The following is a 14,128-nucleotide window of genomic DNA, read 5'->3' as shown; positions in this document are numbered from 1 at the left end:
GCAATGTCCTTTCCTCTGCTGACAGCGACGGCGGTGCTCCCCGCCGTGGGAGCCGTCGCCACGGCTGCCGTCCCGGCCGCGCGGCGCACGGCGGCGAAGTGGCTCGCGCTGCTCGTCTCGGTCGCCACGCTCGCGCTGGCCGCGGTCGTGCTCGTGCGCTTCGAGCCCGGCGGCGACCGCTACCAGCTCACCGAATCCCACTCCTGGATCAAGGACTTCGGGGTGCGGTACGAGCTGGGCGTGGACGGCATCGCGGTGGCGCTCATCGCGCTCACCGCCCTCCTGATCCCGTTCGTGATCCTCGCGGGCTGGCACGACGCCGACCCGCAGGAGACCGGGAGTTCGAGGTGGCGGCCGACGCAGGGCTTCTTCGCCCTGATCCTCGGCGTCGAGGCGATGGTGATCATCTCCTTCGAGGCCACCGACGTCTTCCTCTTCTACATCTTCTTCGAAGCCATGCTCATCCCGATGTACTTCCTCATCGGCGGCTTCGGAGACCGTGCCCACTCGGGCAGCGACGAGAACGCGGCGGCCCAACGCTCGTACGCCGCCGTGAAGTTCCTCCTCTACAACCTCGTCGGCGGCCTCATCATGCTGGCGGCCGTGATCGGTCTCTACGTAGTGGCGGGGAACTTCTCGCTCCAGGAGATCGCCGCCGCGCGGGCGAACGGTTCGCTGCACATGGCGACCAGCACCGAGCGCTGGCTCTTCCTCGGCTTCTTCTTCGCCTTCGCGGTGAAGGCGCCGCTGTGGCCGCTGCACACCTGGCTGCCGAACGCGATGGGGGAGGCCACCACCCCGGTCGCCGTCCTCATCACGGCGGTGGTCGACAAGGTCGGCACGTTCGCGATGCTCCGCTTCTGCCTCCAGCTCTTCCCGGAGGCGTCGAAGTGGGCGACGCCGGTCATCCTTGTCCTGGCCCTCATCAGCATCATCTACGGTGCGCTGCTCGCGGTCGGCCAGCGGGACATCAAGCGCCTGGTGGCGTACGCGTCGATCTCGCACTTCGGGTTCATCGTCCTCGGCATCTTCGCGATGACGAGCCAGGGCCAGTCGGGTGCGACCCTCTACATGGTCAACCACGGGATCTCGACGGCCGCCCTGATGCTTGTGGCGGGCTTCCTGATCTCGCGCCGCGGCTCGCGACTGATCGCGGACTACGGAGGCGTGCAGAAGGTCGCGCCGGTGCTCGCCGGCACGTTCCTGATCGGCGGCCTCGCGACCCTCTCGCTGCCGGGCCTCGCGCCCTTCGTGAGTGAGTTCCTGGTCCTGGTCGGCACGTTCTCGCGCTACCCGGTGATCGGGATCATCGCGACCTTCGGCATCGTGCTCGCCGCGCTCTACACGCTCGTCCTCTACCAGCGGACGATGACGGGCCCGGTGAAGCCGGAGGTCTCGGCCCTGCCGGACCTGCGGGTGCGTGAACTCGCGGTGGTCGTCCCGCTGATCGCCGCACTGATCTTCCTGGGCGTCTACCCGAAGCCGGTCACCGACCTGGTGAACCCGGCGGTCAAGCAGACCCTGTCCGACGTACACAAGAAGGACCCGAAGCCAGCGGTGGAGGCGGCCAAGTGAGCGCAGCAGCCGTCCACAGCCTGTGGACAACGGCGGCCACGTCGCCGCTCAAGGAACAGATCTCGAAGATCGACGCGCCGAAGATCGAGTACGGCCAATTGTCGCCCACCCTGATCGTCATCGGTGCGGCGGTCCTCGGGGTCCTTGTCGAGGCGTTCGTGCCCCGCAAGTCCCGCTACTACGTCCAGGTGTTCCTCGCCGTCGTCGCCCTGGCCGCCGCGTTCGCCGCGGTGGTCGGGCTCGCGGCCGGCGGGTACGGCACCACCAAGGCGCACATCGCGGCCATGGGCGCGATCGCCGTCGACGGCCCGGCCCTGTTCCTCCAGGGCGTGATCCTGCTGACGGGCCTCGTCGCGATCTTCACCTTCGCCGAGCGCCGCCTGGACCCGGAGGCGCACGGCAACCGCGTCGACTCGTTCGCCGCGCAGGCCTCGTCCGTCCCCGGCAGCGACAGCGAGAAGGCCGCCGTGAAGGCCGGGTTCACCACCACCGAGGTGTTCCCGCTCGCGCTCTTCGCGATCGGCGGCATGCTGGTCTTCCCCTCGGCGAACGACCTGCTGACGCTGTTCATCGCCCTGGAGGTCTTCTCCCTGCCGCTGTACCTCCTGTGCGCCGTGGCCCGCCGCAAGCGGCTCATGTCGCAGGAGGCGGCGGTCAAGTACTTCCTCCTCGGTGCCTTCGCCTCGGCGTTCACCCTGTTCGGCATCGCCCTCCTGTACGGGTACGCGGGCTCGGTGACGTACGCGACGATCGCCGATGTCGTGGACGGATCGATCCAGAACATCGACCCGGCGCTCGCCGACACCATGGGGAACGACGCGCTACTGCTCATCGGCGTCGCCATGGTCGTCATGGGCCTGCTGTTCAAGGTCGGCGCCGTGCCGTTCCACATGTGGACCCCGGACGTCTACCAGGGCGCGCCCACGCCGGTCACGGGCTTCATGGCGGCCGCCACGAAGGTCGCCGCCTTCGGCGCCCTCCTGCGGCTCCTGTACGTCGTCCTGCCCGGCCTGCGCTGGGACTGGCGGCCGGTCATGTGGGCCATCGCGATCATCACGATGCTGGGCGGCGCGATCGTCGCCATCACCCAGACCGACATCAAGCGGCTCCTCGCGTACTCGTCGATCGCGCACGCCGGATTCATCCTCGCCGGTGTCATCGCCACGACGCCCGACGGCATCTCGGCCGTACTCTTCTACCTGGGCGCGTACTCGTTCGTGACCGTCGGTGCGTTCGCCGTGGTGACGCTGGTCAGGGACGCGGGCGGCGAGGCCACGCACCTGTCGAAGTGGGCGGGGCTCGGGCGCCGCTCGCCGCTGGTCGCGGCCGTCTTCGCGGTGTTCCTGCTCGCCTTCGCCGGCATCCCGCTGACCTCGGGCTTCGCCGGAAAGTTCGCCGTGTTCAAGGCGGCGGCGGAGGGCGGCGCAGGCGCGCTCGTCGTGGTCGGTGTGATCTCGTCGGCCATCGCGGCGTTCTTCTACATCCGTGTGATCGTGCTCATGTTCTTCAGCGAGCCGAAGGCGGACGGCCCGACGGTCGCCGTGCCCTCGCCGCTCACCATGACCACGATCGCGGTGGGTGTGGCGGTCACGGTGGTGCTGGGCCTCGCGCCGCAGTACTTCCTGGACCTGGCGAACCAGGCGAGCGTGTTCGTGCGGTAACCGCGCCACGCACGGTCTTCACCGCCCGGTGTCCCCGCGAGGGGGTGCCGGGCGGAGGCGTTCCTGGCCGCCGTGGGGCACCGTGGGGGACGCCTCCACGGGCCCCCGGCCGGGAGGTGACTTCACCCCCAGCCTGTGGATAACTTTTCGGGCTGTCGGTGCGGAGCCCTATCGTGGCAGCAGTGGTCGAACCACGGAGTATGGACGTACGGGGGACAGGGCGATGAATGGGATCGGTGGCATGAGCGAGGTGACGGAGCCCGGCGTGGCGACGGCGATGCGCGGCGGCGCGCTGGAGACGCTGCACCGCGTCTTCGGATATGACGCTTTCCGCGGCGAGCAGGAAACGATCATCGACCATGTCGTGGACGGCGGGGACGCCGTCGTCCTGATGCCGACCGGCGGCGGAAAGTCCCTGTGCTACCAGATCCCGGCCCTGGTCAGGCCCGGCACGGGCGTCGTGATCTCGCCCCTCATCGCCCTCATGCAGGACCAGGTGGACGCGCTGCGCGCGCTCGGCGTCCGCGCCGGGTTCATGAACTCGACGCAGGACTTCGACGAGCGCCGCACCGTCGAGGCCGAGTTCCTCGCGGGCGAGCTGGACGTCATCTATCTGGCGCCGGAGCGACTGCGCCTCGACTCCACGCTCGACCTGCTCTCCCGCGGCAGGATCTCCGTCTTCGCGATCGACGAGGCGCACTGTGTGGCGCAGTGGGGGCACGACTTCCGTCCGGACTACCTGGCCCTGTCCGTCCTCGGCCGGCGCTGGCCGGACGTGCCGCGCATCGCGCTCACGGCGACCGCGACGCACGCCACGCACCAGGAGATCACCCAGCGCCTGGGCATGCCGGACGCGAAGCACTTCGTGGCGAGCTTCGACCGGCCCAACATCCAGTACCGGATCGTGCCGAAGGCCGACCCGAAGAAGCAGCTCCTCACCTTCCTCAAGCAGGAGCACGAGGGCGACGCGGGCATCGTGTACTGCCTGTCGCGCAAGTCGGTGGAGGCGACGGCCGAGTTCCTCAGCCGGAACGGCATCGAGGCGGTCCCGTACCACGCGGGTCTCGACGCGGGCACCCGCGCGGCGCACCAGTCCCGCTTCCTGCGTGAGGAGGGCCTGGTCGTCTGCGCGACCATCGCGTTCGGCATGGGCATCGACAAGCCCGACGTCCGTTTCGTCGCGCATCTCGATCTGCCGAAGTCCGTCGAGGGCTACTACCAGGAGACGGGCCGCGCCGGGCGTGACGGGCTCGCGTCCACGGCCTGGATGGCGTACGGGCTGCAGGACGTCGTCCAGCAGCGGAAGCTGATCAATATGGGGGAGGGGGACGAGGCGTTCCGGCGTCGGGCGGGGTCCCACCTCGACGCGATGCTGGCGCTGTGCGAGACGGCGCAGTGCCGCAGGTCCCAGCTGCTCATGTACTTCGGGCAGGAGCCGCAGACGGCCAGCTGCGGCAACTGCGACACGTGCCTCTCGCCGCCGGAGACCTGGGACGGCACCGTCGCCGCGCAGAAGATCCTCTCCACGGTGGTGCGCCTCGACCGCGAGCGCAGGCAGAAGTTCGGCGCGGGCCAGGTCATCGACATCCTGATGGGCAAGCGCACGGCCAAGGTCATCCAGTTCGACCACGACCAGCTCTCCGTCTTCGGCATCGGCGAGGACCTGAGCGAGGCCGAATGGCGCGGTGTGGTGCGGCAGTTGCTGGCGCAGGGGCTCATCGCCGTCGAGGGTGAGTACGGGACGCTGGTGCTCACCGAGGACAGCGGGAGCGTCCTCGGGCGGCAGCGGGAGGTGTGGCTGCGCAAGGAGGCGCCGCGGCCCGCCACGTCCCGCTCGGCCTCGCGCGACCGCAAGGCGAAGTCGCCCGCGGCGGACCTGCCGGAGCAGTTGCTGCCCGTCTTCGAGGCGCTGCGCGCGTGGCGCGGAGCGCAGGCGAAGGAGAACGGGGTCCCGGCGTACGTCATCTTCCACGACGCGACGCTCAAGGAGATCGCCCTCCAGTACCCCACGTCCATCGGCCAGTTGGGCACGATCGGCGGCGTAGGCGAGAAGAAGCTGGCGACGTGGGGCGAGGGTGTCCTCGAGGTCCTGGCGGGCCTGGACGGCGCCGGTTCCGGCGGCGGCCCGGCCCCGACCGGCTCGGCCGCCGGGGAGGCGCCGGAGCCGGACCCCGGCTGGCCCGAGGACGAGCCGGAGCCCGAGGACATCGATTGGTGAAGGTGGTGACGGTGGTGGCGCCGCCCTCAGGCCACTGACGGCGCCGCCCCCAGACGTCTTACACCGCGGCGCCGGCCACGATCCGCCCCGTCACCTCGCCGAGGCCCACGCGGGTGTTGTTCGGGCCGGGGGCCCACGCCGTCATCGTGACCACGTCGCCGTTCTCGAGGAACGTCCGCTTGCCGTCGGGGAGTTCGATGGGGTCGCGGCCGTTCCAGGTGATCTCGATGAGGGAGCCGCGTGCGTTCTCCGAGGCGCCGCTGATCGTGCCGGAGCCGTACAGGTCGCCCGTGCGCAGGGAGGCGCCGGCCACCGTCATATGGGCCAGCATCTGCGCCGCCGTCCAGTAGAGGGAGGCGGAGGAGGTCTCGGAGATGACATGGCCGTTGAGGGTGACGGTGATGTGCAGGTCGTAGCCCCCGGGCTCGTCCGCGATGCCGTCGGCGGAGGGCGCCGAGTCGTCCAGATACGGCAGCAGCGGGTACGTGCGCTCCGGGGGCGTCACGCGCGCCTCGTCCAGCGCGTCCAGCGGAGTGATCCAGGCCGAGATCGACGTGGCGAACGACTTGCCCAGGTGCGGGCCGAGCGGCACGGTCTCCCAGGACTGGATGTCACGCGCCGACCAGTCGTTGAGGAGGCAGAGCCCGAACACGTGGTCGCGGTACGCGGGCAGCGGCACCGGCGTGCCCTGCGCGGACGGCGTCCCGACGACGAAGCCGAGCTCCGTCTCGATGTCGAGCCGCACCGAGGGGCCGAAGACGGGAGCCGGGTCGGCCGGGGGCTTCCGCTGGCCCGAGGGGCGGACCACGTCCGTGCCCGAGACCACGACCGTCCCGGCGCGACCGTGGTAACCCACCGGCAGATGCTTCCAGTTGGGCTTCAGCGGCTCCTCGTCCGGGCGGAACATCCGGCCCAGGTTCCGGGCGTGGTTCTCCGAGGCGTAGAAGTCGACGTAGTCCGCGACCTCGAAGGGGAGGTGCAGGGTGACATCGGCGAGCGGGTGCAGCAGGGGCCGTACGGTCTCGCGGTGGGCCGGGACCGTGACCCAGGCGGTGAGCGCGCGGCGCACGTCCGACCAGGCGGTGCGGCCCGCCGCCATGAGCGGATTCAGGGTGGGACGGGCGAGCAGGGAGACGTAGGGCGAGCCGAGCGCTGCCGCCGCGGCGCCCGCGTCCAGTACGTACGAGCCGAGGCGCACGCCGACCCGGCGCGCTTCCACGGCGTCCCCCGGCAGGGAGAACACCCCGTACGGGAGGTTGTGCGGTCCGAAGGGGTCGCCTTCGGGGAGGTCGAGGGGGGTGAGCGGGGTCTGCTCGGACATGCGTACCTGCCTCGCTTTCCATATGGGTGGGCCACACGTTACGTGGGAGCGCCGCGTTGGGGCAGTGCCTAAAGAGTTCGCAATGTCCGGATAAGCCTTGCTGGAGTGGTCAATTCCGGCTTAGCGTCCTATCGGGGGACGCGGGCGGGGTGGGTCCGGGTCCGAAGGGGGACAGGACACGTGGGGGGACCCGTGGCCAGGAGCGCCAGCAGCGTGCCGTTCGAAGTCGACCGGGACGTGCCGGGCCTGATCGTGAAGTTCGGCGACTATCCACTGCACCACGGAGGAGTGGGAGCGATCCGCAGCCTGGGGCGCCTCGGCGTGCCCATGTATGCGATCACGGAGGACCGTTACACCCCCGCGGCGTCCTCGCGCTATCTGCGCCGGGCCTTTCCCTGGCGGACCACCGGGGCCGAGGAACCGGAGCGGCTCGTCGAGGGCATGCTGCGCATCGCGCGCCGGATCGGCAGGCCTACGGTCCTGATCCCGACCGACGAAGAGGCGGCCGTCCTCATCGCGGAACACCAGGAGGAGCTGGCCGGCGGCGGGAAGTTTCTGTTCCCGCGCGTCGAGCGGGACCTGCCGCGCCGGCTCGCCAGCAAGCAGGGGCTGCACGAACTGTGTGTGGAGCACGGCGTCGCGTCGCCGGCGGCGGCGTTCCCCGAGTCGTACGCCGACATCGAGGAGTTCGCCGCGTCGGCCCGATTTCCGGTGGTCGCCAAGAACCGTGAGGCGTTCACCCGCCGCAAACGGCCCGCGGTGAACGGGACGACGAAGATCGCGACCCCCGAGGGCCTGCTCGAACTCGCCCGCGACTGGGGCGGGCGGCCCGGCGTGATCCTCCAGGAGTATCTGCCGAGGGAGCAGGCCGAGGACTGGATCGTGCACGCGTACTTCGACGCGGACTCCACGCCGCTGGCCCTCTTCACCGGTGTCAAGGTGCGCTCCTGGCCGCCGCACGCGGGCATGACGGCGCACGCGTACGTCGTCGACAACCCGGAACTCGCGGACCTCGCCGCGCGTTTCATCAAACAGATCGGCTTCACCGGCGTCATCGACCTCGACCTGCGCTTCGACCGGCGCGACGGCCAGTACAAGCTCCTCGACTTCAATCCACGCATGGGCGCCCAGTTCCGGCTCTTCGAGAGCGAGTCCGGGATCGACGTCGTCCGTGCCATGCATCTCGACCTGACCGGCCGCGCCGTCCCGGAGGGGGAACAGCGAGCGGGCCACCGGTACGTGGTGGAGAACATCGACCTGCCCGCTCTCATCGCCTACCGCCGTAGCGGATACACGACCCCGCACGCCCCGGCCCGCGCCACGGGCACGGAGCTCGCGTGGCTCGCCACCGACGACCTGCGGCCCCTGTTCACGATGCTCGCCCGGTTCGTGGGCCCGGGAGCCCGCCACCTCCATCAGCTGTGGCGGACCAGCCGCCGCGGCAGCGGCACGACGAAGGCCAAGGCCAAGACCGAATAGCGCACCAGTAAGACGAGTTACGGGCACACAAGCACCAAGTGCCACGCGAAGTTGGAAGCAAATGTTCTTCCCTGGGGAGGGGACTTCGTGATTCATCCGGTAGCTGTCATCGGAGCGGGCCCGTACGGCCTGTCGACCGCCGCCCATCTGCGGGCGCGCGGCATTCCGGTACGGGTCTTCGGCGACCCCATGGTGAGCTGGCGCTCGCACATGCCTGCGGGAATGCTCCTGAAGTCCGTGCCGTCCGCCTCGAACATCGACGCCCCGCAGCGGGGCCACGACCTCGTCGACTACTGCGACGCGGCCGGTATCCCGCGCCTGGTGACGGACGAGGACATCGTCCCCGTCGAGACGTTCGTCGCCTACGGGGACTGGTTCCAGCAGAAGCTCGTGCCCGACCTCGAGCGGGTCAGGGTCGTGTCGGTCGACCGGCGGGGACACGAGAACTTCGAGGTCAAGCTGGACTCCGGGGAGCAGTTCACGGCCCGCGCGGTCGTCGTGGCCACCGGTCTCTCGGGCCTCGACCACCTGCCGCACGAACTCGCCGCGGCGGCGCCCGACGGGCCCGCCCCCACAGGTCCCGTGTCCCACAGCTCGCAGCACCACGACCTGTCCCGGTTCTCCGGCAGGGAACTCATCGTGGTCGGCGCCGGACAGTCCGCCCTGGAGACCGCCGCGCTCGCCGCGGAGGCCGGGGCGAGCGTACGGATCGTGGCGCGCGGCAAGGGTTCCGTGCGGTTCGGCGCGCCGCCGTGGGGCCAGCCGAAGCTGCGCCCCGAGACGCCGTTCGGCCGGGCCTGGTCGCTGTACGCGCTGACGTACTACCCCCACCCGTACCGCCATCTCCCGCCGCAGGCACGGCACTTCCTCGTCCGGCGGGTGCTCGGTCCGCTCGGGGCGTGGTGGCTGCGTGAGCGGTTCGAGGACAAGGTGCGGGTGCGCGAGGTGGAGGGCATCGTGGGGTCCGCCGCGGCGGACGGGGGCGTGAGCCTCGCCGTGCGGGCCCCCGGCGGACGCCGCGAGGAGCTGACCGCGGACCATGTCATCGCCGCGACGGGCTACCGCGTCGACCTCGCCGCGATGGACTTCCTCGGCGACGGCCTGCGGACCCGCATAGCCGCCAGCCGGGGCACCCCCATGCTGGGCGCCGGCTATGTGTCCTCGGTGCCGGGGCTCTACTTCACGGGCATGCTGGGCGGGTCGTCGTTCGGGCCGGTCATGCGGTTCGTGTGCGGCACCGAGTTCGCCTCGCCACGTCTGGCGAAGCACCTCGCGGCGGCCCACGCGTGAGGCGCCCGCGCAAGGGTGAACGAGCGGGGTAGGGGATGGGGCAACGGAGGGGGTGACCGGGCGGAGTGACCCGGGGGAGCGGTCCGTATTCTCTCGATCATGCCCGCTCCGTTTCGCTCCGCCCCGTTCGAACTCATCGCCACAGACCTGGACGGGACGCTGCTGCGCGGCGACGACACGGTCTCCGACCGAACGCGTGGTGCCCTCGCGGCCGCGGCCGCCGCGGGGGCCCGCCACCTCGTGGTGACGGGACGGCCCGCGCCGCGCGTGCGGCCGCTCCTCGACGAGCTCGGCGGCACCGGGCTCGCGGTCTGCGCCCAGGGCGCCCAGTTGTACGACGCGGCGACGGACCGCATCGTGTGGTCCCTGACCCTCGACCGTGACCTCGCCGAACAGGCCCTCGGCAAGATCGAGGCCGAGGTCGGCCAGGTCGACGCGGCGGTCGATCAGGACGGCAGGGACGGCCTGACGCTCATCGAGCCCGGCTATGTGATGCCGCACCCCACGCTTCCCGCCGTGCGCGTCGAGCGCCGCGAGGAGCTGTGGGCCGAGCCCATCAGCAAGGTGCTGCTCCGCCATCCGCGGCTGGCCGACGACGAGTTGGCGACGGCGGCGCGGGCGGTCGTCGGCGACCTGGCGACGGTCACCATGTCGGGCCCCGGCACCGTGGAGCTCCAGCCGTGCGGCGTCACCAAGGCGACGGGGCTCGCGCTGGCCGCCGAGCGGCTCGGCCTGACACCGGAGCGCACGATGGCCTTCGGCGACATGCCGAACGACCTGCCGATGTTCGCGTGGGCCGGCCACGGCGTCGCGATGGCCAACGCGCACGCCGAACTCAGGGCGGCGGCCGACGAGGTGACCCTGTCGAACGAGGAGGACGGCGTCGCCGTGATCCTCGAACGCCACTTCGCGCGACGCTAGCCACGCGCCCCGCCGGCCCCGCCCCGCACGCTCACCCCGCCGTACGCGGAATCCGCTGCTCCCAGGTCCGGTGGAAGACCACCTCGCCGCCGTCCCGGCACACCACCTCGTTGCTGGTGATGAAGTCCGTCGCGTCGCAGGCGATTTCGGAGCGGGTCTTGATCGTCACGTCCCACGCCAGCTCGGGCCGGTGCAGGCGGATCGACCAGTCGGAGCGGGTGCGCGCGCGCAGCGGGTCCGACTCCTGGATGACGTACGTCTCCACGGCGTCCTCGGTGAATTCGAGGCCGTCGGGGTAGACGCGGGTGCCGCCGTAGCGCGGGTCGACCTCGAGGCGCCATTCGCCCTTGGCGACGTCGCGGACGCAGAGCCGCTCGGGGCGCTGTTCGTCCAGGGTGGCCGGGTAGACGACACCCATCGGCTCGGACTGTTCGGGCCGCTCGAAGCCGATGTCGGCGCCGTTCTCCGCGTCGACCATCCTGACGGGCAGTTCGAGGGTGCTGCCCGCCGGTTCGAGGGTGAAGCCGGCTTCCGACCCGGGCTGCGGCCAGATCCACGGCCAGTACGCGGACGACACCGCGAGGCGGATGCGGTGCCCGGCCGGGAAGGTGTGGCCGATGCCGTTCAGCTCGAAGTCGACCTCGTCCGTGGTGCCGGGGGGCCAGGCGACGGCCTTGTCGCGGCCCTCGCGCGAGGAGAGGCTCAGGACGCCGCGTGTGACGAGTGTGGACGAGCCGTCGGGCGCCACGTCGCACACCCGGACGGCGACCTGCCCGCGCGGTACCTCGCTGGTGATCCGCAGCGTCACCCGCGGCCGGCCGAGGACCTGGATGTCCGAGGGCACCTCGAAGTCGAAGCACGCCGACTTGGCGTCCTCGTCCCGCTGGTCCGGCGGCAGGTCGGCGTCGTTCCCGAAGGGGAAGAAGCGGCCCGCGTCCAGGCCGGTCTGCTGGGGCGACCTCACGATCACGGGCGGGCCCTGAAGGGCGTACGCGAGGGGCGCGACGTTCGGGGACGGCCAGGACGGGTCGCCGACCCAGTGGCCCGGCAGCGTTGGGTAGACGGTGGCGGGCGGGTGCGATTCGCTGATCCAGGAGCGGAGTTTGGGCTCCGCCATGACGCCGTTGTCCACGCCCTTGAGGTGGTGGTCCCACCAGCGGAGGGTCTCCTGGAGGAAGCCGATCGCGGGGCCCGGCGGCAGGCCGCGGTCGGGGTACTGGTGCGACCAGGGGCCGATGATCCCGCGCACCTGCTGGTCGGGCAGGTTCTCTACCAGGCGCAGGACGGTGTCGCGGTACGGGTCGTGCCAGCCGCCCACCGCGAGGACGGCCGCCCGCACGGCGGTGTAGTCCTCGCAGACGCTGCCGTGCTGCCAGTACGCGTCGCGCGTCTGGTGGCCTAGCCAGGTGTGGATGAACGGGTCGACCGCTTCGAGGCGCTTCAGCCACATCGCGCGCCAGCCGTCGCCGACGAACTGCGGGTCGGGCGGCCGCGACACGAAGGCGAGCATGGTCGCCGCCCACGCGTGCATGTCCACCGCGAGGACGGAACCTCCCATGTAGTGCACGTCGTTGTCATAGCGGTCGTCCGTCGAGCAGACCGTGACGACCGCCTTGAGCGGCTCGGGCGCGAGGGCCGCGATCTGGAGGGAGTTGAATCCGCCCCAGGAGATGCCGAACATGCCGACCTTGCCGCTGCACCAGGGCTGTGCGGCCAGCCAGTTGACGACGGCGACCCCGTCCGCGAGCTCCGTCGCGTCGTACTCGTCGCCGGGCAGGCCCTCCGAGTTGCCGTGCCCGCGCACGTCGACGCGTACGGAGGCGTAGCCGTGGCCCGCGTACCAGGGGTGGCGCTGCCAGTCGCGCGGCGCCGTCCAGTCGCTCAGGCGGTACGGAAGGTATTCGAGGATGGCGGGCACCGGCTCGTCGGTCACCGGACGCCAGATGCGGGCGAACAGCGTGGTGCCGTCAGGCAGGGGTACGCGAACGTCCTCGCGGGTCGTCTCGTAGGGGAAGGAGGTGCGGATGGTGATGGCCGGGGTTTCTGACATGGGAGTTACCTCAGTGAACGGGGTGCATGGTCCTGCGCAGCCACGGCGCGAGGGCGACCACGACCAGGCCGATGGCGACGGCGATGGCGCCGTTGACGCCGAAGTACACGGGATTGGAGACCTCGCCGTAGAGCTTCACGGTCTGTGCCTGGATGCCGTTGGCGAGGGCGAGCGACAGGAACCAGAGCGACATGGTCTGGCTGGAGAAGGCCTTCGGGGCGAGCTTCGTCGTCGCCGACATGCCGGAGGTCTCCAGGAGGATGTCGCCGAGGCCGAGCAGCAGATACGAGCCGACGATCCACCAGGCGGCCATCTTGTACGTGTCCCCGCTGTGGCCCGAGGTGGGGATGACCATGAGCAGGAACGACAGACCGCCCAGGATCACACCGAACGCGATCTTGTTGGAGGCGTGCGGCTGGCGCGGCCCCATCCGGGCCCACAGACCGGCCACCACGGGGGCGAGCGCGACCTCGAAGGCGCCGAGCGCGGACGCGTACCAGCCGGCTGGGAAGTGGAAGCCGAGGATCTCGGTCCTGGCGTTCGTCGAGGCCAGCAGGATCATCGTCGAGTACGCCTGGAACAGGATGAAGTTGAAGACCACGGAGGCCAGGAAGAGCACGACGTACGGCTTGAGCCTGCCGCGCTCCTCGGCGGTCACACGGGGGCTGCGGAACATCACCGCGAAGTACACGACCGGCGCGATCACCGATATGACCGTGAGGACGTCCACGAAGCGGTCCATCGTCAGCCGGCCGGCCCACACGAGGACCACGGCGAGTACGGCGACGGCGATCGCGCCCGCGATCATCAGCCGGATGGCGCGCCGCATCCCCTCGGGCGGCAGGGCGTACTCGGCCGCGTGCTTGCGTCCGGCCAGGTGACGCCGCCCGGCGACGTACTGGATGAGACCGAACGTCATGCCGATCGCGGCGGCCGAGAAGCCCCAGTGCCAGCCCTGGTGGTCGCCGAGCCAGCCGGTGATCAACGGGCCCGCGAAGGCGCCGATGTTGATGCCCATGTAGTACAGCGCGAAGCCGGCGTCGCGGCGCTCGTCGTCGGTGCGGTAGAGCTTGCCGACCATGGTGGCGACATTGGGTTTGACCAGGCCGGTTCCCGCGCTGATCAGGCCGAGGCCGACCCAGGTCATGGCCGCCGTCGGCACCGCCATGGCGTAGTGGCCGCAGGCGATCAGGATGCCGCCGTACAGGACCGCGCGGTACGAGCCGAGGATCCGGTCGGCGAGCCAGCCGCCCCCCACCGAGACGAGATAGACGAGGGTTCCGTACGCTGCCGATACGGACGCCGCCGTTCCCGCGGACATGCCCAGGCCACCGTGTGCCACCGTGTCCGCGAAGTAGAGGACGAGGATGGCCTGCATGCCGAGGAACGAGAAACGCTCCCAGACCTCGAGGCCCGACAGCGTGAGCAGGCCGCGCGGCTGGCCGAAGAACGCCTGGTCGTCGCCCGGCGGAGGCTGGTCGCTCGCCGGTTTGTTCGGCTCGGCCTCGGCCGTGGTGCGGGACAAAGGGGAGACTCCCGGTCTACTCGGTCGTATGAGCTGATCAAGAACATACCGGGGGTGTTCGTGGGTCGCTCGGCCTGGTCTGTGCGGG

Annotated in this window: 9 protein-coding genes; 6 read left to right on the top strand and 3 right to left on the bottom strand. The window is 70.6% G+C overall.

The features are described from left to right. Positions 1-3 precede the first annotated feature (3 nt). The 3 genes from OG758_RS22970 to recQ all read left to right on the top strand — a co-directional run bounded on the left by OG758_RS22970 (position 4) and on the right by recQ (position 5,454). Positions 4-1,575 carry an NADH-quinone oxidoreductase subunit M gene (locus OG758_RS22970; RefSeq protein ID WP_326711706.1) on the top strand — a complete coding sequence of 524 codons (1,572 nt, stop codon included), beginning with the start codon at positions 4-6 and terminating at the stop codon, positions 1,573-1,575. Next, positions 1,572-3,236 carry an NADH-quinone oxidoreductase subunit NuoN gene (gene nuoN, locus OG758_RS22965; RefSeq protein ID WP_326711705.1) on the top strand — a complete coding sequence of 555 codons (1,665 nt, stop codon included), beginning with the start codon at positions 1,572-1,574 and terminating at the stop codon, positions 3,234-3,236. Before OG758_RS22970 ends, nuoN begins: the two co-directional genes overlap by 4 nt. A 241-nt stretch (positions 3,237-3,477) precedes the next feature. Continuing rightward, positions 3,478-5,454, top strand: coding sequence for a DNA helicase RecQ (gene recQ / locus OG758_RS22960; protein ID WP_326711704.1), 1,977 nt, complete (start codon positions 3,478-3,480; stop codon positions 5,452-5,454). A gap of 58 nt (positions 5,455-5,512) precedes the next feature. On the opposite strand, the gene fahA is transcribed toward recQ, so the two are convergent. Continuing rightward, positions 5,513-6,775 carry a fumarylacetoacetase gene (fahA, locus tag OG758_RS22955; RefSeq protein WP_326711703.1) on the bottom strand — a complete coding sequence of 421 codons (1,263 nt, stop codon included), beginning with the start codon at positions 6,773-6,775 and terminating at the stop codon, positions 5,513-5,515. 213 nt (positions 6,776-6,988) lie between these two features. On the opposite strand from fahA, the gene OG758_RS22950 reads away from it, so the two are divergent. The 3 genes from OG758_RS22950 (at position 6,989) to OG758_RS22940 (ending at position 10,465) form a co-directional block, all read left to right on the top strand. Next, complete coding sequence (locus tag OG758_RS22950) at positions 6,989-8,254, top strand: carboxylate--amine ligase (protein WP_326711702.1); 1,266 nt, start codon at positions 6,989-6,991, stop codon at positions 8,252-8,254. Between the two features lie 87 nt (positions 8,255-8,341). Beyond that, positions 8,342-9,544 carry an NAD(P)-binding domain-containing protein gene (locus OG758_RS22945; RefSeq protein WP_326711701.1) on the top strand — a complete coding sequence of 401 codons (1,203 nt, stop codon included), beginning with the start codon at positions 8,342-8,344 and terminating at the stop codon, positions 9,542-9,544. A gap of 99 nt (positions 9,545-9,643) precedes the next feature. Then, the gene (locus OG758_RS22940) at positions 9,644-10,465 is read left to right on the top strand and encodes an HAD family hydrolase (protein WP_326711700.1); all 822 of its coding nucleotides are present in this window, start codon (positions 9,644-9,646) and stop codon (positions 10,463-10,465) included. Between the two features lie 31 nt (positions 10,466-10,496). On the opposite strand, the gene OG758_RS22935 is transcribed toward OG758_RS22940, so the two are convergent. Next, complete coding sequence (locus OG758_RS22935) at positions 10,497-12,497, bottom strand: CocE/NonD family hydrolase (protein ID WP_326716002.1); 2,001 nt, start codon at positions 12,495-12,497, stop codon at positions 10,497-10,499. Between the two features lie 28 nt (positions 12,498-12,525). Beyond that, the gene (locus OG758_RS22930) at positions 12,526-14,040 is read right to left on the bottom strand and encodes a peptide MFS transporter (protein ID WP_326711699.1); all 1,515 of its coding nucleotides are present in this window, start codon (positions 14,038-14,040) and stop codon (positions 12,526-12,528) included. Positions 14,041-14,128 lie beyond the last annotated feature (88 nt).

The organism is Streptomyces sp. NBC_01474, from assembly GCF_035918215.1.
GTDB classification, from domain to species: domain Bacteria; phylum Actinomycetota; class Actinomycetes; order Streptomycetales; family Streptomycetaceae; genus Streptomyces; species Streptomyces aureus.
The sequence above is the reverse complement of the archived record's forward strand: the minus strand, read 5'-3'. Positions and strand labels throughout refer to the sequence as shown.

Excerpts from the sequence above, each read along its gene's own strand:
- OG758_RS22970 (WP_326711706.1), top strand. The coding sequence starts at position 4 with ATGTCCTTTCCTCTGCTGACAGCGACGGCGGTGCTCCCCGCCGTGGGA.
- fahA (WP_326711703.1), bottom strand. The coding sequence starts at position 6,775 with ATGTCCGAGCAGACCCCGCTCACCCCCCTCGACCTCCCCGAAGGCGAC.
- OG758_RS22940 (WP_326711700.1), top strand. The coding sequence starts at position 9,644 with ATGCCCGCTCCGTTTCGCTCCGCCCCGTTCGAACTCATCGCCACAGAC.
- recQ (WP_326711704.1), top strand. The coding sequence starts at position 3,478 with ATGAGCGAGGTGACGGAGCCCGGCGTGGCGACGGCGATGCGCGGCGGC.